The sequence below is a fragment of the Acinetobacter sp. 25-47-130 genome (assembly GCF_056779705.1).
This window is the reverse complement of the sequence record NZ_JBWYII010000005.1, coordinates 131480-153232: the sequence shown is the minus strand read 5'-3', so window position 1 is coordinate 153232 and position 21753 is coordinate 131480. Positions and strand designations below refer to the sequence as shown.

Annotated in this window: 18 protein-coding genes; 12 read left to right on the top strand and 6 right to left on the bottom strand. The window is 38.8% G+C overall.

The features are described 5' to 3' along the window. Positions 1 to 89: 89 nt before the first annotated feature. A complete protein-coding gene (locus AC1M83_RS08620; RefSeq protein ID WP_481589188.1) occupies positions 90 to 1931 on the top strand; it encodes a choice-of-anchor I family protein in 1842 nt (613 codons plus the stop codon). Positions 1932 to 2020: 89 nt separating this feature from the next. On the opposite strand, the gene AC1M83_RS08615 is transcribed toward AC1M83_RS08620, so the two are convergent. Further along, positions 2021 to 2647, bottom strand: coding sequence for an LOG family protein (locus AC1M83_RS08615; RefSeq protein WP_481589187.1), 627 nt, complete (start codon positions 2645 to 2647; stop codon positions 2021 to 2023). Positions 2648 to 2996: 349 nt separating this feature from the next. Between AC1M83_RS08615 and AC1M83_RS08610 the strand changes: the two genes are divergently transcribed. The 4 genes from AC1M83_RS08610 to niaP all read left to right on the top strand — a co-directional run bounded on the left by AC1M83_RS08610 (position 2997) and on the right by niaP (position 7273). Next, a complete protein-coding gene (locus AC1M83_RS08610; RefSeq protein ID WP_481590453.1) occupies positions 2997 to 4583 on the top strand; it encodes a TerC family protein in 1587 nt (528 codons plus the stop codon). 53 nt (positions 4584 to 4636) lie between these two features. Further along, positions 4637 to 5104 (top strand): YchJ family protein, encoded by a 468-nt coding sequence (locus tag AC1M83_RS08605; protein ID WP_481589185.1) that lies wholly within the window; start codon positions 4637 to 4639, stop codon positions 5102 to 5104. Positions 5105 to 5165: 61 nt separating this feature from the next. Then, on the top strand, positions 5166 to 5810 hold the full coding sequence (locus tag AC1M83_RS08600; RefSeq protein ID WP_035268119.1) for a trimeric intracellular cation channel family protein: 645 nt from the start codon (positions 5166 to 5168) through the stop codon (positions 5808 to 5810). 143 nt (positions 5811 to 5953) lie between these two features. Then, positions 5954 to 7273 (top strand): niacin transporter NiaP, encoded by a 1320-nt coding sequence (gene niaP, locus AC1M83_RS08595; protein WP_481590452.1) that lies wholly within the window; start codon positions 5954 to 5956, stop codon positions 7271 to 7273. A gap of 34 nt (positions 7274 to 7307) precedes the next feature. On the opposite strand, the gene AC1M83_RS08590 is transcribed toward niaP, so the two are convergent. Beyond that, on the bottom strand, positions 7308 to 9038 hold the full coding sequence (locus tag AC1M83_RS08590) for a hypothetical protein (protein ID WP_092767373.1): 1731 nt from the start codon (positions 9036 to 9038) through the stop codon (positions 7308 to 7310). Positions 9039 to 9282: 244 nt separating this feature from the next. On the opposite strand from AC1M83_RS08590, the gene parC reads away from it, so the two are divergent. Next, on the top strand, positions 9283 to 11499 hold the full coding sequence (gene parC / locus AC1M83_RS08585; protein WP_481590451.1) for a DNA topoisomerase IV subunit A: 2217 nt from the start codon (positions 9283 to 9285) through the stop codon (positions 11497 to 11499). Positions 11500 to 11649: 150 nt separating this feature from the next. Next, positions 11650 to 13323, top strand: a complete 1674-nt coding sequence (locus tag AC1M83_RS08580; RefSeq protein WP_481590450.1) for a long-chain-fatty-acid--CoA ligase — start codon at positions 11650 to 11652, stop codon at positions 13321 to 13323. Between the two features lie 38 nt (positions 13324 to 13361). Here the strand turns inward: AC1M83_RS08580 and AC1M83_RS08575 are convergent, their stop codons facing one another. Then, on the bottom strand, positions 13362 to 13745 hold the full coding sequence (locus AC1M83_RS08575; protein WP_035268065.1) for a hypothetical protein: 384 nt from the start codon (positions 13743 to 13745) through the stop codon (positions 13362 to 13364). A 100-nt stretch (positions 13746 to 13845) separates the two neighbouring features. Between AC1M83_RS08575 and AC1M83_RS08570 the strand changes: the two genes are divergently transcribed. Continuing rightward, positions 13846 to 14244 (top strand): MAPEG family protein, encoded by a 399-nt coding sequence (locus tag AC1M83_RS08570; protein WP_481590449.1) that lies wholly within the window; start codon positions 13846 to 13848, stop codon positions 14242 to 14244. Positions 14245 to 14365: 121 nt separating this feature from the next. Further along, positions 14366 to 14902 (top strand): inorganic diphosphatase, encoded by a 537-nt coding sequence (ppa, locus tag AC1M83_RS08565; RefSeq protein WP_180028851.1) that lies wholly within the window; start codon positions 14366 to 14368, stop codon positions 14900 to 14902. A gap of 101 nt (positions 14903 to 15003) precedes the next feature. On the opposite strand, the gene AC1M83_RS08560 is transcribed toward ppa, so the two are convergent. After that, on the bottom strand, positions 15004 to 16317 hold the full coding sequence (locus AC1M83_RS08560) for an OprD family outer membrane porin (protein ID WP_481590448.1): 1314 nt from the start codon (positions 16315 to 16317) through the stop codon (positions 15004 to 15006). 688 nt (positions 16318 to 17005) lie between these two features. Between AC1M83_RS08560 and AC1M83_RS08555 the strand changes: the two genes are divergently transcribed. Next, on the top strand, positions 17006 to 17746 hold the full coding sequence (locus AC1M83_RS08555; RefSeq protein ID WP_180028850.1) for a TorF family putative porin: 741 nt from the start codon (positions 17006 to 17008) through the stop codon (positions 17744 to 17746). Between the two features lie 43 nt (positions 17747 to 17789). Here the strand turns inward: AC1M83_RS08555 and AC1M83_RS08550 are convergent, their stop codons facing one another. Next, on the bottom strand, positions 17790 to 19274 hold the full coding sequence (locus AC1M83_RS08550; protein ID WP_092767363.1) for a YifB family Mg chelatase-like AAA ATPase: 1485 nt from the start codon (positions 19272 to 19274) through the stop codon (positions 17790 to 17792). Between the two features lie 89 nt (positions 19275 to 19363). Beyond that, positions 19364 to 19591, bottom strand: a complete 228-nt coding sequence (locus AC1M83_RS08545) for an accessory factor UbiK family protein (protein ID WP_481590447.1) — start codon at positions 19589 to 19591, stop codon at positions 19364 to 19366. Between the two features lie 272 nt (positions 19592 to 19863). On the opposite strand from AC1M83_RS08545, the gene glnK reads away from it, so the two are divergent. Together glnK and AC1M83_RS08535 are read left to right on the top strand one after the other, a co-directional pair. Then, complete coding sequence (glnK, locus tag AC1M83_RS08540) at positions 19864 to 20202, top strand: P-II family nitrogen regulator (RefSeq protein ID WP_004650081.1); 339 nt, start codon at positions 19864 to 19866, stop codon at positions 20200 to 20202. A gap of 59 nt (positions 20203 to 20261) precedes the next feature. After that, positions 20262 to 21656, top strand: a complete 1395-nt coding sequence (locus AC1M83_RS08535) for an ammonium transporter (protein WP_092767361.1) — start codon at positions 20262 to 20264, stop codon at positions 21654 to 21656. Positions 21657 to 21753: the final 97 nt, after the last annotated feature.

The window sequence follows — 21753 nt, the reverse complement described above, 5'->3', positions numbered from 1 at the left end:
TTGCAACAAAATTGCAATCTAATGGTCACAGCATTGTCATCGCATGGTCATAGAGTTGTTGCCAACAACATCATAAGACGATTAAAAAAATGAAGCTAAAGTCTAACGCACTTGTGATCGCAATGTGTGCATTGGGGCTAGGGGCATGCAATGATGACACTAACAATATCACATCAGTACCAGATATTACGCCTGAATCGATTGAACTCACCTATCTCAGTCGTACAGACAGTCGTGGTTTTGCGGTCAGCGCAGCAGAGATACCTGCCTATGATGCACAAAGCCAAAGATTGTTTGTTGTAAACGCAAAAGAAGGCGTGGTTGATATTTTTGATTATCGCCAACCTCAGCAACCTAAATGGATTGGCTCTTTAGATGCTAAATCATATTTAACAGACTCAGAAGTAAATAGTGTTGCTGTAAAAAATGGAATTGTTGCCTTGGCTGTACAAGCCAAAGATAAAACAGATCCAGGAATCGTGGCACTTTTTAATGCCAATGATTCGAGCTTTATTGCCCAAGTTCCAGTGGGTTCTCTACCCGATATGCTGACCTTTAGTGCAGATGGTAAAACCTTATTGGTGGCGAATGAAGGAGAGCCATCTCATGATTATGCGATTGATCCCGAAGGTTCGATTTCAATCATTGATCTCTCAAATTTGAACAAACCAGTTGCAAAAACAGCTGACTTCAAAGCCTTTAACAGTCAAGCACAGCTATTACGTAATCAAGGTGTGCGAATTTATGGTCCAAATGCAACAGTAGCGCAAGATTTTGAACCTGAATACATCACACTCAGCGCAGATGGCAAAATTGCATGGGTCGCATTACAGGAAAATAATGCCTTAGCTAAGGTGGATGTTTTAAATGCCAAAGTCATGGCTGTTTATCCGCTCGGTTTTAAAGATCATGGCTTACAAGGTCATGGTTTAGATGTCAGTGATGCCGATGGTGAAAATGGTCTTGCGAAGATCAATATTCAAACTTGGCAGCATGTTCGTGGCTTATATATGCCAGATGCGATCTCAAGTTACGAAGTCAATGGTAAAACGTATATTGTCACTGCCAATGAAGGGGATGCTCGTGCTTGGGGTGAAGATGATCCTGAATATTGGGGAGAAAAATTAAAGGATAATCCGAGTGCTCAAGGTAATATTAAAAAGGGTTTTGTTGAAGAATGGCGTGTGAAGCATCTAGTCCATAAAGATGGTTTCGATAGACGACAAGGGGAAGATCTGCCACCACAATTAAGAGCACTGGCGAAAGGTGCTGAATTGAATCCTCTGCATTTTGCATATTGTGGAGCGATCGATGGAGATGCTAAAGGATGCCGTGAAGACAAGATGCTTGGTCGTTTGAATATCACTTGGACTGAAGGTTATCAAAAGAATACTAATGGCACACCTAAACTCAATGCTCGAGGCAATTTGGTTTATGATCATTTATATAGCTTCGGGGCACGATCTGTCAGTATTTGGACAGAAAATGATGCACAAACAGGATTAGAGCTGGTTTGGGATTCGGGTGATGATTTTGAACAATATATTGCTCAGCACCATCCTGAGATCTTTAATGCAAACCATGAAGAAGCAGGGATCGATAATCGTAGTGACAATAAAGGCCCAGAGCCAGAAGGCGTGGTGATAGGTCAAATCGGTCAGAAAACTTATGCATTTATTGGTTTAGAACGAGCTGGAGGCGTGATGGTATATGACATCTCCAATCCTGCCCAACCCCAATTTGTGCAATATATTCATTCACGAAAACTTGATGCAACCACTGCCGATATCGAGGCAGGTCAGGCAGGAGACTTAGGTCCTGAAGGATTAACCTTTGTTTCAGCAAAAGAATCTCCAACGGGTATGCCTTTACTGATTGTAGGGAATGAAGTCAGTGGTACTACAGCAACGTATCAGATCACGTTGAAATAGAGCCTGATCGTGTAGATGTATGATAAAAGAGCCATATGGCTCTTTTATTTTTTACTCGTCATGCGTAATGCTTTAAAGTCTTGTTGAATTTAGACCACGAATTGTTCAGGGCATTTCAAGTTTGCGATGGCATTGATGATTTGATGTGAATGCTCGCATACGATGATTTTTGCACGATGTTGAGCAGGTAGAAAACCTTCTTGTACTGCATGATCGAGTTGTGCAATCAAGGCATTATAGAATCCATTGACGTTATAAATAATCATTGGTTTTTGGTGTTGATTTAACTGTCCCCAAGTTGCGATTTCTAAGATTTCTTCAAATGTACCTAAACCTCCCGGGAGCGCAACAAAAGCACTAGCACGTTCAGCCATCATGGCTTTGCGTTCATGCATTGTTCTTACCACGTGAAGTTCTGTTAACTGATTATGGGCAACCTCGTAATCAAGCATAAATTCAGGAATAACACCAACAACTTCACCATGGTTTTCAATGACTGTATCTGCGACTTGTCCCATTAATCCGATACTTGCACCACCATATACGATGCCAAATCCTTGCCTTGCAATTTTTTCAGCCAAAGCAATGGCTTTTTGTTGGTAAATAGGATTATTGCCAAAACGAGAACCACAATAAAGTGCAATAAGGCATTGAGTTGCTTTTGATTTAACTGATGTATCGGTCTCTAAGGTGTTATTAAGAATGCTTGTATTCATATTTATTTACTCACCTTTTTTAAATTAACTTCATCATGTAGTTTAATCTAAGCAAGAAAGGTGACAACTGTATAGATAAATAAGATTTTTTTGAAATATTTTGTAGTTTCATTCCAAAATGATTGATAAAGCCAATCTTGATTCACCGAAAAAATAGTGAATTGCAATAAAATCTTTTCTATACTGAAAATCTGTTCGGCAACCAATACATCAATATGAGTAGTGATCGACATCGCTCAATAGAACAAAATATTATTTATTTTCTAAATTTAAATACTGCATTTATAACTTTGCCTCATCACTTTGGTTTAAATGAATCCCATCTTCCTGAAACGTGGGAGTGTAACTCATGATTTTTGAATGGATGTCTGATCCTTCCGCATGGGTGGGACTCTTAACTTTAATTATTTTAGAAATTGTTCTCGGGATTGATAATCTCGTCTTTATCGCGATTTTGGCGGAAAAACTGCCGCCTGAGCAACGCAATAAAGCCAGAATTTTAGGCTTAACGCTCGCGCTTGGCATGCGCCTAATCCTTTTGGCGTCAATCGCTTGGATTATCACGTTAACGAATCCATTATTCCATATCTTTGATCATCCATTTTCAGCCCGAGATCTTATTTTGATTTTTGGCGGTATTTTCTTGTTAATGAAGGGAACTTTAGAACTACATGAACGTCTAGAAAGTAAAGTTCATGTTAAAGAAGAAAATCCTGTTCATGCTGCATTTTGGATGGTCATTGTACAGATCGTGATATTGGATGCAGTGTTCTCACTCGACAGTGTGATTACAGCAGTCGGTATGGTCAAAGATCTTTCGGTCATGATGATCGCCGTAATTATTGCGATAGGAATCATGCTATGGGCCTCTAAAGCCCTCATGGACTTTGTGAATAAGCATCCAACTGTGGTGATTCTGTGTCTATGTTTCTTGATGATGATCGGTTTCTCATTGGTTGTCGAAGGCCTAGGCTTCCACATTCCGAAGGGTTATCTATACGCTGCAATTGGTTTCTCTGTCCTGATTGAGTTTTTAAATCAATTGATGCGCCGTAACCAAGAAAAAACGGTAACAACGACTGATTTACGTTTCAAAACAGCATCTGCCGTCATTCGTATGCTTGGTGGTAAGTCAAAAACGGCAGATGCTCAATCGGCAAATACGGATGATGTTTTGGCTACCCAAGCGTTGGTAGAGGAAATGTTCTCGGATGAGAATGCTGTATACCAAAGCGTGATGTTGCAAGGAGTATTAGGTTTATCTGAGCGACCAGTCAAATCATTAATGACCCCACGTCCAGAACTCGAATGGATCGATTTAGATGACGATCCTGAAAGTATTAAACATCAAGTGCTTTCTATGAAACATTCACGTTTGATCGTTGCACATGGCGAGCTAGACAATATTGCTGGGGTGGTGCTCACGCATAACGTTTTGAATGACTATATTGAATCAGGCGATTTTAATTTCGAAAAACACATTCGAGAGCCTGTCATTGTCCATGAAAGCGCTCAAGTCTTAATGGTGATGGATCAATTGCGTCAGGCACCCTTACAAATGGCGATTGTGCTCAATGAATATGGTTCCATTGAGGGTATTGCAACACCGATTGATATTTTAGAAGCGATTGCGGGTGAATTCCCGAACGAAAATGAAATAGAAACTGCAGTTGAAAGCTTAGAGGATGGTTCACTCATGCTCGAGGGTTCAACTGATATTCGTCATATTTCATTATTGCTTGATCGTGATTTAGTTGATGAGTCAGAACAGTATTCTACACTGTCTGGTTATATCTTATTCCATTTAGGACATTTACCTGAAAATGGAGAAACCTTTGAAGCAGAAGGATATCTATTTGAGGTGGTTACAATGGATGGTCATAAAATCGAAAAAGTACATATTGTACCCATCGTAAAACGAGACCCATCAGAATGATTTAAACTCAGTTAAAATAGCATCTCATTAGGTGCTATTTTTTTGGAATATTGATGTCCGAACTCAATTGTCCTTGCGGGCATGGAATTTATACACACTGTTGTGAACCTTTACATCGTGGTCAGCGTGTTGCAGAAAGTGCTGAACAGCTCATGCGTTCTCGCTATAGTGCATTCGCTAAACATGAAATCGACTATATTGTGAGTACCACAGCATCAGGTCAGCAAAGTCATTTAGACATTGCTGCCATTCGGGATTGGGCGATGAGCAATCAGTGGTTAAAATTAGAGGTTATTCAGCATTTACCTCGTCTGGATAAAACCCATGCTCAAGTTGAATTCAAAGCACATTACCAACATGTCGATCAGGTACATGTCCATCATGAAACCTCAAATTTCGTACTCATCAATAGACAGTGGTATTTTTTAGACCCAACGACAGATCAAACTGTGACGATGAAGCAGACTTGTATTTGTGGATCAGGGAAAAAATTTAAGCAATGTTGTGCGCGATTTCTCTAGAATTAATTTTTAATTAACTTAGAATATTGCGCATTAAAAACCCTCATTTGGAAGTAGGGCAATGTTACTCACCGTTATTTATATTATTGCGATTACTGCGGAAGCGATGACAGGCGCCTTGTCTGCAGGTCGACGAAGTATGGATTGGTTTGGTGTCATTATTATTGCCTGTGTGACTGCTTTGGGCGGAGGATCAGTTCGTGATGTTTTGCTAGGGCACTATCCTTTAACTTGGGTGAAACATCCTGAATATCTAGTACTTACATGTTGTGCAGCATTATTTACGATTTTTATCGCAAAATGGATGCGACATCTACGTTCGGTATTCTTACTTCTAGATGCCTTAGGTCTGATAGGTTTTACCATTATTGGTTGTCAAATTGCGATTCAAATGGAACAGGGTTTCGTGGTTTGTGCAGTGGCAGGTGTATTGACAGGCGTTTCAGGGGGTATTTTACGAGATATCTTATGTAACGATGTGCCTTTAGTCTTCCGTCGCGAACTTTATGCCAGTATTTCTTTTGTTGCGGTCATTTTCTATTGGGGCTGTATCGAAGTCGGTTTTTCACAAGATATCACCATTATTTCTACTCTTGTTTTTGGTTTCACATTGCGTTGTATCGCAATTTACTTTGGCCTTGAAATGCCAAAATTTATTTATAAAGATGATGATGAACAGTCGGCGTCATCAAAAGATGTAAATTAAACTTTTTACACTCATCTTTCAAAATGGCCGATAATGTGATCGGTCATTTTTATATGGTTCTTTAGAAAATAAAAATAAGCAGTGTTGAGAAAACAGCGATTGTCATTGGTTGTATTTAAATCACTCCTCACAGAGAGCATGCTATGGATTTAATCTCACGAATACAGCGTTTACCTATTGGTAAATTTCACTACACCTTGTTGTGGGTGATTGGATTAGGCTGGATGTTTGATGCAATGGATACTGGACTAATTTCCTTTATCTTGGCGAAGATGGCTGAAGACTGGCAAATGACGCCTGCTGAAAAAGGTTGGGTTGTATCCATCGGCTTTGTGGGGATGGCGATAGGTGCGGTGTTCTCTGGTGGACTGGCAGATCGAATCGGACGTAAAGCAGTATTTGCTACAACATTGGTCATCTATAGTATAGCAACAGCTCTTTGTGCTTTCGCACCAAATTTAACATGGTTATTAATCTTTAGATTTATTGTAGGTTTAGGCTTAGGCGGACAGTTACCAGTTGCCGTGACTTTAGTGAGTGAATACATTCCAGCCCATGTTCGTGGGCGCTTTATTGTGTTACTTGAAAGCTTCTGGGGGCTAGGCTGGTTATGTGCTGCACTGGTTTCTTATTTCGTCATCCCTAAATTTGATTGGCATGTTGCATTTTTATTGGGTGGTTTGCCTGCACTTTATGTCTTCGTTATTCTAAAAAAAGTTCCGGAATCTATTCCTTACTTGATCAATCGAGGTCGTATTGATGAAGCGCACGAGATTGTGCAAAAAATCGAGCGACAGTGTGGTGTCGAAGTCATCGAAAAAATTGAAGTGAAACCAGTTTCAACACATTCATATGTCAGTTTTGGTCAGTTATGGTCAAGCGGTTTCGCTAAGCGCAGTTTAATGCTGTGGTTAATTTGGTTTGGGATTGTTTATTCGTATTACGGTATTTTCACGTGGTTACCAAGTCTTTTAGTCAAAGAGGGATATACCATTGTGCAGTCTTTTGAATATGTTCTCGGGATGATTTTAGCACAATTGCCAGGTTATATTGTCGCGGCATGGCTCGTCGAAAAGTTAGGGCGTAAAGCGACGCTTTCAGGCTTTATTGCAATGTGTGCAGTATCAGCATATTTCTTTGGGCAGGCTGATACCGTAGCGATGATCATGTTCTGGGGATGCTTGATGTCATTCTTTAATCTTGGTGCATGGGGCGTTTTATATACCTACACGCCTGAACAATATCCTGCAAATATTCGTGCTTTCGGATCAGGATGGGCAGCAGCAATTGGGCGTATTGGTGGGATTGTTGCACCTTTAGTGGTTACCCATATGATGGTGGCTTCAAATGGATTTAGCCAAGTATTTATGATGTTTACCGCTGTATTATTGGCAGTTGCAGCCGTGATCTTGGTGCTCGGTGAGGAAACCAAAGGTAAGACACTTGAGTCTATGGGGATGTAAATCTGTGAAAAAAGAGGAGCTAAGCTCCTCTTTTTTAGACCCATTTTTGACGTGCTTTAGTTAAGTCAAAATGTAATGTGTTTGACACTTGCTGAAGATTGAATTTTTCTTTATCTTCAGGGAGTTGAATTAAAATAGGCAAAGCTGATACCCCATTGTCGCCATTGACAAAAGCATAGTGACGCTCAGTCTGATTAATTGAAATCAAACTTTCAAACTCAAGGTACACCGTCGTTTCATCATGTTTTTTGGGCACTTTCACGAGATCTAAATATGCAATTCGTCGATTATTAATTCCAGCCAATTTAAGCGCTTCAAGATCCGATTTTAACTTTTCAGTTTTATCAAACATTTTTTGAAAGAATCCTTTGTTTGATTGGCTTTCGAGTTCTCTTTTTTTCTGATTGAAAGCAATTTGATTGACTTTATGTTGGTCTAGAGCATCGGCAATAATTGTTTTAACTTGCTCAATCGCTGCTTGAGATTTGCTATGACTTGCCGCATAAGACTCTGCGTCTAAACTCACAAAAATAGTATGTCGTCTTTTTTCCATCAATTTTAAATAGGATAAAATTTTATATTCGAAAATTTGAGCTTGAGTATTGAAGGCGATAATGGGTTCACTTGAAAAGTCTTTATAAAAACTCGCAATATCAGAGAACAGACGATGCATACTGATAAAACAATAATCAAACTCATCAGGGTGACGAATTGAATGACGCAGTGCATATTGAAAAGGTTGCAAGATCTCAAGAGTTAAAGCTTTTTCGAAATCTAAAAGGCGCTCGTTAATGACTTGTTCGACTGAAAATCCAGAGGCATCGAGCGGTTTTTTGAGTAACGGTAACAACAGATCAAAATTGACGTTATGAAATTTTTCCATCAGATCCAAAATAGGAGTCGTGATCTGTCGTTGAATCGTAATAATTCGACTGACTTGCCATTTAAATTGTTCTAAATAACTTGGATCATTTAAACGTTTCTTATCCAACACCACGCCATTTAGGTAAACTCGATCTTCAAGACCTAGCTTTTCTTCCATTAAAAAGCGGCGGATAGAATATGGGTTCTGTCTAAAGTCATGAATGGTCGCGACCAGATATAAATACTGACTGCTTTCAATGACATCAAAATCACGAATTTTTTGTTCTTGAATAATAAAGTCTTGGAATAATGGATGGCTAATTTGCTTCAGTTGTCTCGGGAGGATGGTTTTGAACCAATAGCCTAAAATTTGATGTTTAATATGAACTTCAAGAATAAAAGTACGAATTTCTTCAGCTGTTAAATGTCGGCAATTATCAGGAACATTTAAGTCGAGTGTTTTGATGATATTTGCAGCATCATATAAAAAAGTTTTTCGTAGGAGTTGTTTGTCTCTAAGAAAACTTTGATCTTCTTCTGTTTCAATACGATCAATTTGATTTTGTACAGTTTCTAAGTAATCGGCGATTTTAATTACGTCTTGATATGATTTAAGCGTTTCTAAAGTGGCTGCGATCTTTTCAGCCAAAGTTCGCATTTTCGGTGAGATTAAATGACTGCTTAAATCCTGAAGACCAACAATGCCCTTAAAAGTGAATGATTGTCGATGTTGATCCCAGTAAATATTCTTCGCAGTCAGGAATTGTTCCTGGATCAGACCTTGTATTGGTGCGGGAACACTATTAAAAATATTTTTTAAACGCGTTTGCCAATGAACATCTAGATTAGGGTCAATTTGAAATAATTTTGAGCGAAGATCATAAGGAATGTAATTATGCATGTTTGTTCCGTTCATACGATGAGCGTATGTAAAAGCATTCGTTATAAAGTTGTGTTTTGATTATTGTATATTCAATAAAATTAATTGGATACAAGAAAAAAGTGCAATTTAAAATGAAATAAAACCAACTGGCCTTTTTTTTGTTATTTTATCTTTACAAAGTGTCCAACCTTGCTTGTTCTTCGCAGTTTGGGAGACTAGCATACACCCTTAAACTATTCATTCATTAGGATTTCACGATTCAATGACAAGCCTTGCGCACCAAGCGACAGAGAATCGTTCTGTAGCAGAATTTACAGAACAAGCTTACCTAAACTATGCGATGTACGTGATTATGGATCGTGCATTGCCTCATATTAGTGACGGATTAAAACCTGTACAACGCCGTATCGTATATGCGATGAGCGAGCTTGGTCTAAAGCATAGTGGTAAACCCAAAAAATCAGCACGTACAGTTGGTGATGTTTTAGGTAAATATCATCCGCATGGTGATTCTGCTTGTTATGAAGCAATGGTCTTAATGGCACAGCCATTTAGTTATCGTTATCCATTTATTGAAGGGCAGGGCAACTGGGGATCACCAGATGATCCAAAGTCGTTTGCTGCAATGCGATATACCGAGGCCAAACTATCACAATATAGTGAAGTCCTGCTCTCTGAGTTAGGTCAAGGAACTGTCGACTGGCAAGATAACTTTGATGGTTCATTAAAAGAGCCTGTAAATTTACCAGCACGCGTACCGAATATTCTTTTAAATGGTACGACGGGAATTGCGGTGGGAATGGCAACAGATATTCCACCACACAATTTACGGGAAGTTGTTAAGGGTACCATTGCACTGATTCGTAACCCGAATTTGTCTGATGAAAAAGTTGCTGAATATATTCCTGGTCCAGACTTACCGACTCAAGCAGAAATTATTACACCTGCTGATGAATTACTGAAATTACAAAGCACTGGGCGCGGCAGTTATCGCATGCGTGCGGTATATTCGGTTGAAAAAAATGAAATTGTCATCAGTGAATTACCATATCAGGTTTCTGGCTCTAAAATTATCAGCCAAATTGCTGATCAAATGCAGGCAAAAAAATTACCGTTGGTAAGTGATGTACGAGATGAATCAGATCATCAATGTCCAACACGTTTGGTAATTGTCTTGCGTTCAAATCGTATCGATGCAGATGCGGTCATGAGCCATTTATTTGCCACGACCGATCTTGAGTCGAGCTACCGCGTCAATATGAATATGATTGGTGCTGATGGTCGTCCACAAGTAAAATCAATCCGTCGTATTTTATTGGAATGGATTGAAATTCGTAAAACGACTGTGACGAGACGTTTGCAATACCATTTGAATAAAATTGAAAAACGTCTACATATTCTGGCGGGACTTTTAATTGCCTATTTAGATATTGATACGGTAATTCGCATTATTCGTGAGGAAGACCATCCGAAAGAAGTCTTAATGTCACATTTCTGTATTGATGAAATTCAAGCTGAAGCCATTTTAGAGCTTAAATTACGTCATTTGGCGCGTCTCGAAGAAATGGAGATTCGCCGTGAACAAGAAGAGCTTGAGGCTCGAGCAGCCGTGATTCGTGAGCAATTGGCGAATCCTGAATCTTTAAAAAATCTGATTATTTCAGAATTAAAAGAAGATGCGAAAAAGTTTGGTGATGATCGTCGATCTCCAATTGTTCAGCGTGAAGAAGCGACCGCGATTAGTGAACAAGATTTGATGCCGGCTGATCCTGTCACTGTCATTTTATCTGAAGCGGGTTGGATTCGTTGTGCGAAAGGACATGAGATCGATCTAGATAAAGTCAATTTCCGAGCAGGGGATCAATATTTAAGTCATGCACAAGGTAAATCTAATCAAAAAGTGTATGTATTAGATCAATCTGGTCGAAGTTACGCATTACCAATTACAGGATTACCTTCAGCACGTGGCTTAGGTGAACCATTAAGCTCGAAATTATCGCCAGCAAATGGAGTAAATTTCCAACAAATTCTGATTGCCGAAGATGAGGTGGAAATACTCGCGATCAGCTCCAAAGGATATGGTTTTAAGACGCAAGCGAAACAATTGGACACCAATGCTAAAGCTGGTAAAGCGTTTTTAACGCTTGCAGATGACGCAAGCGCAATGCCATTGCAACAAATTGATGGTACACATATTGCTGTACTCAGCAGTTCTGGACGATTATTACTGACAGAGCTGACAGAATTACCAATGCTCAATAAAGGAAAAGGTAATAAATTGATGCAGTTGGATGCAAAGGAACGCATTGTGTCTATGACAACACTTAACTTGGATGATGTGCTTCAGGTCGTTGCTGGACAACAACAATTGAAATTAAAAGGTGATGATCTGCTGAAATACATCGGTAAACGTGCTTCAAAAGGGCAGGTATTACCACGAGGTTATCAAAAAGCAAATAAACTCTTCATTCAAAGATAAAGCTAGCATCTAGTCGACAAAATACGTTATATATGAAATGTATTTATGGCTATGGATGCTTTATTGAGCAATAAATTAAATAAGATGCTCAATACATTATCGAAAATAAGAGTTTAAAACCAAGTATTACTAATTGGAGAATATGGCATTATGGAAAAGATTTGGTTCGCTGAATACCAAAAAACTGGAATTCCACAAACAGTAGAATTACCACCAGAAAATACCTCTCTTGTTGATATTTTTGAGAGAAACTTCCAGAAATTTGGTTCGCGTGATGCTTTTATCTTTATGGATAAAACATTAACGTTCAATGAACTTGATACGGCGAGCCGTCAATTTGCAGCCTATCTTCAAAGCCTTGGTTTAGCAAAAGGTTCTCGCGTAGCGGTCATGATGCCAAACGTACTGCAATATCCAGTGGTGGCACTTGGTGTATTCCGTGCGGGCTTAGTCCTTGTCAACGTGAACCCACTTTACACAGCTCGTGAACTTGAGCATCAACTGAATGACTCAGGCACTGAAGCGCTTGTGATTATTGAAAACTTCGCTTCTGTTTATCAATCAATTCTTGGTAAAACGCCAGTTAAGCATGTGATCGTGGCGACAGTAGGTGATATGTTAGGTACCCTAAAAGGTACACTCGTGAATTTTGTTTTACGTAAAGTGCGTAAGCAAATTCCAGCTTGGAGTATCCCAGGACATGTGAAATTCACGACTGCGATGTCTAAAGGCAGTTCTGCAAATTATAAGCGCCCAGCAACAACGTTGAGCGACACTGCTGTATTGCAATATACAGGTGGTACAACAGGCGTATCAAAAGGTGCGGAATTAACACATCGCAACCTTGTTGCAAACTTAATGCAAGCAGATGGTATTTTCCAATCTAAATTTGGTGCTAAAGATGGTGCGAGCGACGATCGCATTTTCTGTGCATTACCGCTATATCATATCTTTGCATTCATGGTTTGTGCACTTTATGGTATGTACAAGGGTCAAGCAAACGTATTGATTCCTAACCCTCGTGATCTCCCTGCAGTCATTAAAGAGCTACGCAAATATCAGCCTGGTTTCTTCCCAGCAGTGAATACTTTATTCAACGCACTCGTTCATAATGAAGAATTCAAACAACTTGACCATAGCAAATTAAAAATGGCGATGGGTGGTGGTATGGCTGTATTGCCTTCAACTGCTGCAGCTTGGAAAAAAATCACAGGTACAAATATTATTGAAGGCTATGGTCTTTCTGAGACTTCACCTATTGCAACGGCAAACCCACCAGCATCTGAAGAGTTTAGCGGTACGATTGGTATCCCATTACCTTTAACGGATGTCGCTGTCTTGGATGACGATGGCAATGAAGTTCCACAAGGTGAGCAAGGTGAGATTTCAATCCGTGGTCCTCAAGTCATGAAAGGCTATTGGAACCGACCAGATGAAACAGCTAAGGTGATGACCGCAGATGGTTTCTTCCGTACTGGTGATATCGGTATCATGGATGCTCGTGGTTACTTCAAGATTGTTGATCGTAAGAAAGATATGATCTTGGTATCAGGCTTTAACGTATACCCATCTGAAATCGAGGAAGTGATTGCAACACATCCTAAAGTACTCGAGGTTGCAGCGATTGGTGTAGCTGATGAAAAATCGGGTGAAGTGCCTAAGCTGTTTGTTGTGAAGAAAGATCCATCATTAACAACAGAAGAAGTATTAGCTTTTGCGAAAGAAAACTTAACAGGATATAAGCGTCCTCGTTATGTTGAATTCATGGATGAATTGCCAAAATCGAATGTCGGTAAAATCCTTCGTAAAGATTTACGCAAATAATTCAAATTCAGAAAAGCGCCGTAAGGCGCTTTTTTAATTTATTCTTTCATTAGCCAACGGTCGATATAAGGTCGCGCTGTTGCAATAATAAATGTGAATGTCAGCATTGTACCTAAATGACGCCCTACAGCAGAACTCGGTAACTGTCCTGAATAACTGAAGTAAATATCAACTAAGCTATATACTGAAATAATGCTCAGCCAGATCCATTTATTTGCTCGTTTAATCCCTACCGCGATAAAGGCGATGATGAGAACCAGTAATGTGCCGAGAGTCGATTGCCAATTCATATTGGCACAAATTACGCTGATCAAGAAAGCCATAATCGGAAGAACGATATAAAGCACACGATCGACACGTTTTTGATGTTGCTTTTGTAACTCGAGAACATCAAATAACTTTTTTTGGTCAGAATTGGTCATGCCATTACTCAGAATTTTAATAAACAAAATAATTTAACTAAAATTATCGCACAAACATCATGCTAAGATAAAACCAGCTTAAATCATTGGACTGAAATCCATGCACGGTATTGAAGGTGTTATTTACCTTATTTTAATTGCTTGTTTACTCCCTTATATATTTACAGTCATTGCTAAAATTGCAGGTGGTTTCAAAGGGCAGGATAATCAAAATCCGCGTGAATTCATGTCTAAAACCACAGGCTTAGCGGCTCGAGCAAATGCAGCTCAGCAAAATAGCTTTGAAAGTTTGCCATTATTTATTGCGGCAGTTTTGATGGCTGAGTATATGGTTGTTCAACAACAATTGGTGATTCTATTAGGTTCGGCGTATATCGTCTTACGAATCATCTATGGGATTTGTTATTTATGTAATTGGGCGACCCTTAGATCAATTGTTTGGTTCTTATCAATGCTTTGTCCGATCTTATTGCTTTTATTAATTATTCGATTGCTCTAAGAAAAACAGACTAACACCATACCTAAAATACATCTTCAGCTTGTATAATCGAATGATGATTGCTGAATAAAGCGTTATAATCAACCCCATTTTAATGAACACTGACAGTAAAGAGTTTGCTATGAGCTACAGTAATATCCCTGCAGGTAAAGATGCACCAAACGATATCTATGTAATTATCGAAATCCCTGCAAATGCAGCACCAATTAAGTATGAAATTGATAAAGATTCAGATGCACTTTTCGTAGATCGTTTCATGGGTACTGCAATGTTCTACCCAGCAAACTACGGTTATGTACCAAATACATTATCTCTTGATGGCGATCCATTAGACGTATTAGTTGTTACTCCACATCCTGTAGAACCAGGTTCGGTTATCCGTTGCCGTCCAGTGGGTAAATTAAATATGGAAGATGATGGTGGTGTTGATGCGAAACTTGTCGCTGTACCACACGATAAATTAACGCCAATCTATAAAGATGTTCAAGAATATACTGACCTTCCTCCTTTATTGATTAGTCAAATTGAACATTTCTTCCAACACTACAAAGACTTAGAGCCAGGTAAGTGGGTCAAGTTAAGTGGTTGGGAAGGTGCAGAAGTTGCTAAACAAGAAGTGTTAAGCTCAATTGCTGCTTATGCAGAAGCAAACAAATAATTTGCCTGATGTATAAATAAAGCTACAAACTTTGATCTTGTAGCTTTTATAAAAAACCTGCACAAAGTGCAGGTTTTTTTATTGATCTTTTTAGTTGAAAATTAGAATAATTTCACGGGAATGTCTAACCAAATACGCCATTCGTTGGTGTCGCCGATATAAGCACTTTGATATTCATTACTTGCACGGTAGTAAGAGTGACGAACACGTAAGCTTGCATCTTTAGCAAAACCAGATTGGACTGTATATTTCACTTGATTAAAGAATTCACGTTCCTGTGCATCATTGGTTAGCAATACTGAGCGGTCAGTATCCCCTGCAGATACATCAATATCCCATCCATAAACAAATGCCGAAGTCCATGACAGGCCAGGAACATTTAAAGCACCAAAATCATAGGTATATTGTAGCTGTAGGGATTTTTCATCATTACCAATAAAATCAGATAAATACGAGTTAGGCATATAAATCGTTTGATGGCCATCACCAACACCTTTGCCCAAACCATAGTCATAACCTGTATTACCTGTATTTTGTTGGTAAGCAAGCATTACATTGTGTGGACCAGTATTGTAAGTTGTTGAAATTGCCCAAATATTATTGCTTAAGTTGTTGAAATCATTTGAAGTATGAGAATAAGTATATGCTGTATTATTTGGTGCAGCATCCCATTCAGTACGATATGCACTGAAATCGTGAGTCAACTTACCTTTAGCCACGGCATAACTATAGTTGGCATTCACATAGTGACGTTCTAAACGATCTTTAATGTCTGTACCATAATAAGACGCATTGAGAGCATCACCAAAGTTATATTTAGTGCCCCAAACAACCGCGCGATCTAATTCATTTCCATCGGTATTGATTTGACTAGAACGTTGGTTTTCAGTAAATTTACCAGCAACCAAAGTCAAATTATCGATTTCATTACTTTGGATTAACAAGCCAGTGTAATATTCAGGTACCAAACGAGCTGTATTACTTGCAAGAACAGGTAAATCTAAAATCTGAGTCCCATAAGTAGCTGTGGTGTTCGACATACGAGCTTTGATGAAAGCACCACCTCTTGCCCAATGATCATAAGCATGACCATTATTATCGACTGGAATCATGTCATTACCGGTATGGGCATTATCACCTAATTTGAAAGACCCATCACCAATAACACCAACACCGAAACCAACGATACCTTTCGTGAAACCAGACTCAATTTTAACCATGGCTGTTTGAGCTGCTGAGCTGGTATCTTCGACACCGTTCTTTTTATCACGATGCAAGAAACCTGTACGGAATAATACTGATCCTTCAGCATCTTCTACGAATCCCTTTGATTCACTTTGCTCACTCGCAAATGCAGTAGAAATTAAAGCAGTTTGAATAAGAACTGCTAAGCTTAGTTTTTGGAATTTTTGCATTGGGAGAGAGCCTCATACAAAATGATTATGGTTAATGTTTAGTATTTGTATACGTAATGTATAACAAAATTGGCTCTATTATTCACAATTTCGCACCTAAAGTCATAAGCAAAAAGTATATAAATTAAACTAAGTTGTGAATTATTAAAGATTAAAATTATTATAAAATTAAATTTAACTATTAATAACATATATTTATTTTTAACCTGATATTCTTTTTTTTATTTAATTTAGTCAATCTGGCACGTTTTTTTTTGTAACATTAGAAGTAAATAAGGATGAATAAAGGATTTTAAATAAGAATGATATTTATTCAGTTCATTTTCATTTAATTTTAATGTGGTTCAGACATCATTGGTTTTTCATGCCGCACTAAATTGATACTCCAACTGTAAGGTTGATTAAAAAATAGCCTTAAAATGAGGCAAGTTGTAAATGAATGTGTGATCTAAAAAGATATGTCTTTAACTCAGGTAAATCGTCAAAAAAAATTTCTTTGAATATTTTTAAAAATAAGAAATTTAAACAAATATAATAATAAAATCATTAATTTAAATTATTTTATCTCGTTATTTTAATTTCTTTGTATCTAAACACCTTTCACTTTGGCATAGCTATTGCTAATTCACATATGAGTTCAACAAATAAACCGAAAAAGCATCTAATCATGATGTGGGGGAACATAAATATGAAATTAGCAATTCAAGCATTGGGTCTAGCAGTTGTAGCATCTGCATCAACATTTAGTTTTGCTGAGGTACCAACTTCACCGCATTCTGTATCGGGTAATATCAGTGTTTTATCAAGTTATATATTGCGTGGTAATACGGCAGCTCCTGAAAATACTGAAGCTACATTACAAGGTGGATTAGACTATAGCCATAGTTCTGGATTGTACGCAGGGTGGTGGACATCTACGTTAGGTACAGATGCTTACGGTACTACCAATCCAATGGAAAATAATTTTTATGTGGGTTACAACGGTTCAATCAATGAAAACACTGGTTTTACTGTAGGTACAACGTATTACTATTATTATGACGTTGAAACGTCAGTTTATGATGGCTTTGAATTATTACTTGGTCTGAATTACAAAGATGTTGGAGTAACTGCTCAAACTTTGTTGGAAGATACAGGTTGGGGGAACGCTGGAGACACATATTTAAAAGCTACATATAGTTATCCTCTACCAAACGATTTTAGCTTGGACACAGCTTTGGGTTTATATGTTTATGAAAAAGACGGTAAGTATGTTGCAGAAACACCAGAGTCAGAAAGTTTTAATTTCCGTCACTTTGATATTGGTCTAAGTAAAGCTTTAGGGGAAACAGGTGTCACAGCAAGCATGAATTATATTATTGGTGGTGATGATCGTTATGGAAACAATTTAAAGAATAAAATGGTATTAGCATTGGGTTATAGCTTCTAAACTCAACTCAAATAAAAAAAGCGACTCAACTGAGTCGCTTTTTTTATTCCTGTTTACGATAAGAGAGTGCTTCGGTTAAGTGAGCTGTTTGTATATGTTCAGAACTCGCTAAGTCAGCAATTGTACGAGCGACACGTAAGATTCGGTGGTAAGAACGTGCTGATAAATTCAAACGTTGCTGAGCCATAGCGATAATCTTTTTTGCAGAATCATCTAGTTGAGCCACTTGATCAAGCTGTTGAGAACTTAGATTTTGATTTGTCACACCTTGTCGTTGAATTTGCAACTCATAGGCCTGAATCACCCGTTTTCTGACTGTTTCAGAATTCTCCATCGGTGTAGTGCTTTGCATGTCTTGGGGAGGTAAAGGTGGCACATCAATATGTAAGTCAATCCGATCTAGTAAAGGGCCAGAAATTCGATTTTGATAGCGCTTAATTGATTCAGGTGAACATTGACAACGACTGTCTTGATTGAAGGCATATCCACATGGACATGGATTCATTGCAGCGACAAATTGAAAATTAGCTGGGAAAGTAATTTGTCTTGATGCTCTGGAAATGACGATTTCTTTCGACTCAAGAGGCTGCCTCAATACTTCTAAGACTTTTCGGTCAAACTCAGGTAATTCATCGAGAAAAAGTACACCTAAATGGGCTAAGGTGATCTCACCTGGTCGAGGGTGTGATCCACCACCAACCAAGGCCACAGCGGATGCCGTATGATGTGGTGCTCTAAAGGGGCGATGACCAAATTGATAAGGTGTATTTGCAATGGAGTAAATACTTGCGACCTCTAAGTGTTCTTGATTGGTTAATGGGGGCAAGATGCCAGACAATCTTGAGGCAAGCAGTGTTTTACCAGTGCCTGGCGGGCCTTTAAATAAAATAGAATGTCCACCAGCTGCTGCAATTTCTAAGGCGCGTCTTGGACGTAATTGACCTTTGACATCAGCGAGATCAAATCGATTTATTTGAGGTTGGATCGTTTTATTCGCTAATATGGGTTGAATTGGACTCGATTGATCAAAGTGTTGGCAAACATCTTTTAATGACTTGGCTGTATACACCTCAAAATTGGGAAGAAGGGCTGCATCATCCAAATTACTCACAGGAATCATTAACTCATGACCTGCGGTTTGACATGCCATTGCGATAGTCAAAGTTCCAGTTACAGGTCTTAACAGACCATCGAGTGCCAATTCACCTATAAATTCAAAACGGTCAATATTTTGATCATGTAGTTGCCCTGAAGCGATTAAAATCCCCAAAGCAATAGGTAAATCAAGCCTTGAACTATCTTTGGGTAAATCAGCTGGGGCTAGATTGATCGTCAGCCGTTTGGTTGGAAATTGAAAACCGCTATTAATGATTGCAGAACGGACACGATCCTTACTTTCTCGAACAGCAGCTTCTGGAAGACCTACAATGGTGAGTGAAGGTAATCCTTGGCTGACATGAACCTCGACTTCAATCAGTGGTGCATGTAAACCAAGAAGACCTCGGGTATAAATTTTGGCAAATGACATAAAACTGAACCATTATTATATTATTTTTAGAATTGCTTTATTTTTAATCACTAACTTTGTGTTTAAGCACTGTATTGGTGCAATGTTGCTTATTTTTGATCGGAAATTAAGCTTTCTAATGATTTTAATTGCGTTTGAAGTTCTGTTAAACGCAAATTGGCATTGTTTAGTGCAGTTTTCTGACGCTCAATTTCTTCTTTAGAAACCAAATCCATTTTACTAATCGCTTCGTTTAACAACGCTCTCACATTTTTTTCTAAATCTTTCTTGGGTTGGTCAATCTGTTCTAAGATTGCCTGTAATAAAGTTTCAATCATAGTTCTTCCGAATAATAAGTCATCAACATTGAAGTTTAACATCCGTTTTAGATTGACCCTAGTGTTAACTACATTTCATAGGTTAAACCAATAAGAACATAAAAAAAATCCATCAAAATTCCCAATATTTTTAGAACATAAGACCGTGTAGGCGTATAAAATAGGTTATAAATAAGTTCATGCTGGCTGATTAATATCCCCAACCATTATGAAGTTTGGCATGAAATTTGAACATAAAACCTTACTGGTGAAAAAAGCCGAAGGAAAACAACATGAAACTCGTAACAGCAATTGTAAAACCATTCAAATTAGATGATGTGCGTGAAGCACTCTCTGAAATTGGCGTTCAAGGGATCACCGTAACTGAAGTAAAAGGTTTTGGTCGTCAAAAAGGTCATACTGAACTTTATCGTGGTGCTGAATATGTGGTTGATTTTTTACCTAAAGTAAAAATTGAAATCGCAATCAGTGACGAAATGGTTGATTCAGTGATTGAATCAATTACACGTGTAGCTAGTACTGGCAAAATTGGTGACGGAAAAATTTTCGTGACGAATCTAGAACAAGTTATCCGTATCCGTACTGGTGAGACTGGTGCTGACGCAGTTTAATTTGGCATGAAGTTTGCTGAGTAGCGAATAACTCACAAAAACTAGGTTGGGGGATACGAATGAAAAAAATGCTAATGGCGCTGAGCTTGTCTGGCGCACTCTTAGGTGGTTCTGTCGCATGGGCTGAAGAAGCAGTGTCAGAACCAACTTCTACTGAAGTTGCAGTTGTTGAAACTGAGGCTTCATCTACAGATTCTAATTTGGTTGAAACATTACCAGCAGCTCCAGAAGAAGCTCCTGCTGAAGAAGGGGCAGTTCTTGATACGGGTGACACTGCCTGGATTTTAGTTTCAACTGCACTCGTTTTACTCATGACCATTCCTGGTTTAGCGCTGTTTTACGGCGGTATGGTACGTAAAAAAAATGTCTTAAGTACCATGGCACACAGCTTTGTCGCTGCTGCGGTGGTCAGTATCGCTTGGGTAGTGGTTGGCTACACACTTGCTTTTGGTGAAGGTAATGCCTTTATTGGAAGTCTAGATAAATTTATGTTGTCTGGTATCACTACAGAAGCATTGAGTGGAACAATTCCAGAAATTTTATTTGTCATCTTCCAGATGACATTTGCAATCATTACCGTTGCCATTATTAGTGGTTCTATTGCTGAGCGTATGAAATTCAGTGCTTTTGTTGCGTTTATCGCAATTTGGGTGGTGGTTGTCTATGCTCCTATTACACATTGGGTATGGGGTGGTGGTTGGTTAGGTAACGATGGTGCACTTGATTTTGCAGGTGGTACTGTTGTTCATATTAACTCAGGTGTTGCTGGTTTAGTTGCGGCGTATATGCTTGGTAAGCGTATGGGGCTAGGCAAAGAATCAATGGCACCACATAACCTTACATTGACTGTCATTGGTGCGAGTTTAATTTGGGTCGGCTGGTTTGGCTTCAATGGTGGTTCTGCATTAGGTGCAAATGGTTCAGCAGGTTATGCATTGGTGGTAACTCAAGTTGCTGCTGCCGCTGCTGCCATTTCATGGTTAATCACTGAAAAAGTGGTTCGTGGCAAAGCTTCTGTGTTGGGTGCCGCATCAGGTGCGGTAGCGGGTCTGGTTGTGATTACGCCAGCTGCTGGATTCGTGACAGTAGGTGGTGCTTTAGCGATGGGCTTAATTGGTGGTGTCGTATGCTTCTGGGGTATTACAGCATTAAAACGTGCATTGAAAGCGGATGACTCATTAGATGCCTTTGGACTTCACGGTGTTGGTGGTATCGTTGGCGCAATTCTAACCGCATTCTTTGCAAGTGAGTTCATCATGGGCGATGCAGCACCTACAAACGTATTAAGCCAATTATGGGTACAAGTTGAAGGTGTTCTTGCAACAATCGCTTATTCAGCAATCCTGACATTCATCATCTTAAAAGTCATTGATTTAATCATCGGTATTCGTGTTGAGTCAGACGATGAGCGTATGGGTCTGGATTTAAGTCAACATGGTGAGCGCGTTGAATAACGATTAAACACAACAATCAATATATAGTGTGAAACAGCCCTTTGGGGCTGTTTTTTTTCTATATATTGATGAAAGCTCAACATGAGCAGAATTTTTT

Coding starts and splice junctions, on each gene's coding strand:
- glnK (WP_004650081.1), top strand. CDS start 19,864: ATGAAACTCGTAACAGCAATTGTAAAACCATTCAAATTAGATGATGTG.
- ppa (WP_180028851.1), top strand. CDS start 14,366: ATGAGCTACAGTAATATCCCTGCAGGTAAAGATGCACCAAACGATATC.
- AC1M83_RS08555 (WP_180028850.1), top strand. CDS start 17,006: ATGAAATTAGCAATTCAAGCATTGGGTCTAGCAGTTGTAGCATCTGCA.
- AC1M83_RS08590 (WP_092767373.1), bottom strand. CDS start 9,038: ATGCATAATTACATTCCTTATGATCTTCGCTCAAAATTATTTCAAATT.
- AC1M83_RS08535 (WP_092767361.1), top strand. CDS start 20,262: ATGAAAAAAATGCTAATGGCGCTGAGCTTGTCTGGCGCACTCTTAGGT.
- AC1M83_RS08600 (WP_035268119.1), top strand. CDS start 5,166: ATGTTACTCACCGTTATTTATATTATTGCGATTACTGCGGAAGCGATG.
- AC1M83_RS08570 (WP_481590449.1), top strand. CDS start 13,846: ATGCACGGTATTGAAGGTGTTATTTACCTTATTTTAATTGCTTGTTTA.
- AC1M83_RS08605 (WP_481589185.1), top strand. CDS start 4,637: ATGTCCGAACTCAATTGTCCTTGCGGGCATGGAATTTATACACACTGT.
- AC1M83_RS08610 (WP_481590453.1), top strand. CDS start 2,997: ATGATTTTTGAATGGATGTCTGATCCTTCCGCATGGGTGGGACTCTTA.
- AC1M83_RS08575 (WP_035268065.1), bottom strand. CDS start 13,745: ATGACCAATTCTGACCAAAAAAAGTTATTTGATGTTCTCGAGTTACAA.
- AC1M83_RS08545 (WP_481590447.1), bottom strand. CDS start 19,591: ATGATTGAAACTTTATTACAGGCAATCTTAGAACAGATTGACCAACCC.
- AC1M83_RS08620 (WP_481589188.1), top strand. CDS start 90: ATGAAGCTAAAGTCTAACGCACTTGTGATCGCAATGTGTGCATTGGGG.
- AC1M83_RS08580 (WP_481590450.1), top strand. CDS start 11,650: ATGGAAAAGATTTGGTTCGCTGAATACCAAAAAACTGGAATTCCACAA.
- AC1M83_RS08560 (WP_481590448.1), bottom strand. CDS start 16,317: ATGCAAAAATTCCAAAAACTAAGCTTAGCAGTTCTTATTCAAACTGCT.
- AC1M83_RS08615 (WP_481589187.1), bottom strand. CDS start 2,647: ATGAATACAAGCATTCTTAATAACACCTTAGAGACCGATACATCAGTT.
- parC (WP_481590451.1), top strand. CDS start 9,283: ATGACAAGCCTTGCGCACCAAGCGACAGAGAATCGTTCTGTAGCAGAA.
- niaP (WP_481590452.1), top strand. CDS start 5,954: ATGGATTTAATCTCACGAATACAGCGTTTACCTATTGGTAAATTTCAC.
- AC1M83_RS08550 (WP_092767363.1), bottom strand. CDS start 19,274: ATGTCATTTGCCAAAATTTATACCCGAGGTCTTCTTGGTTTACATGCA.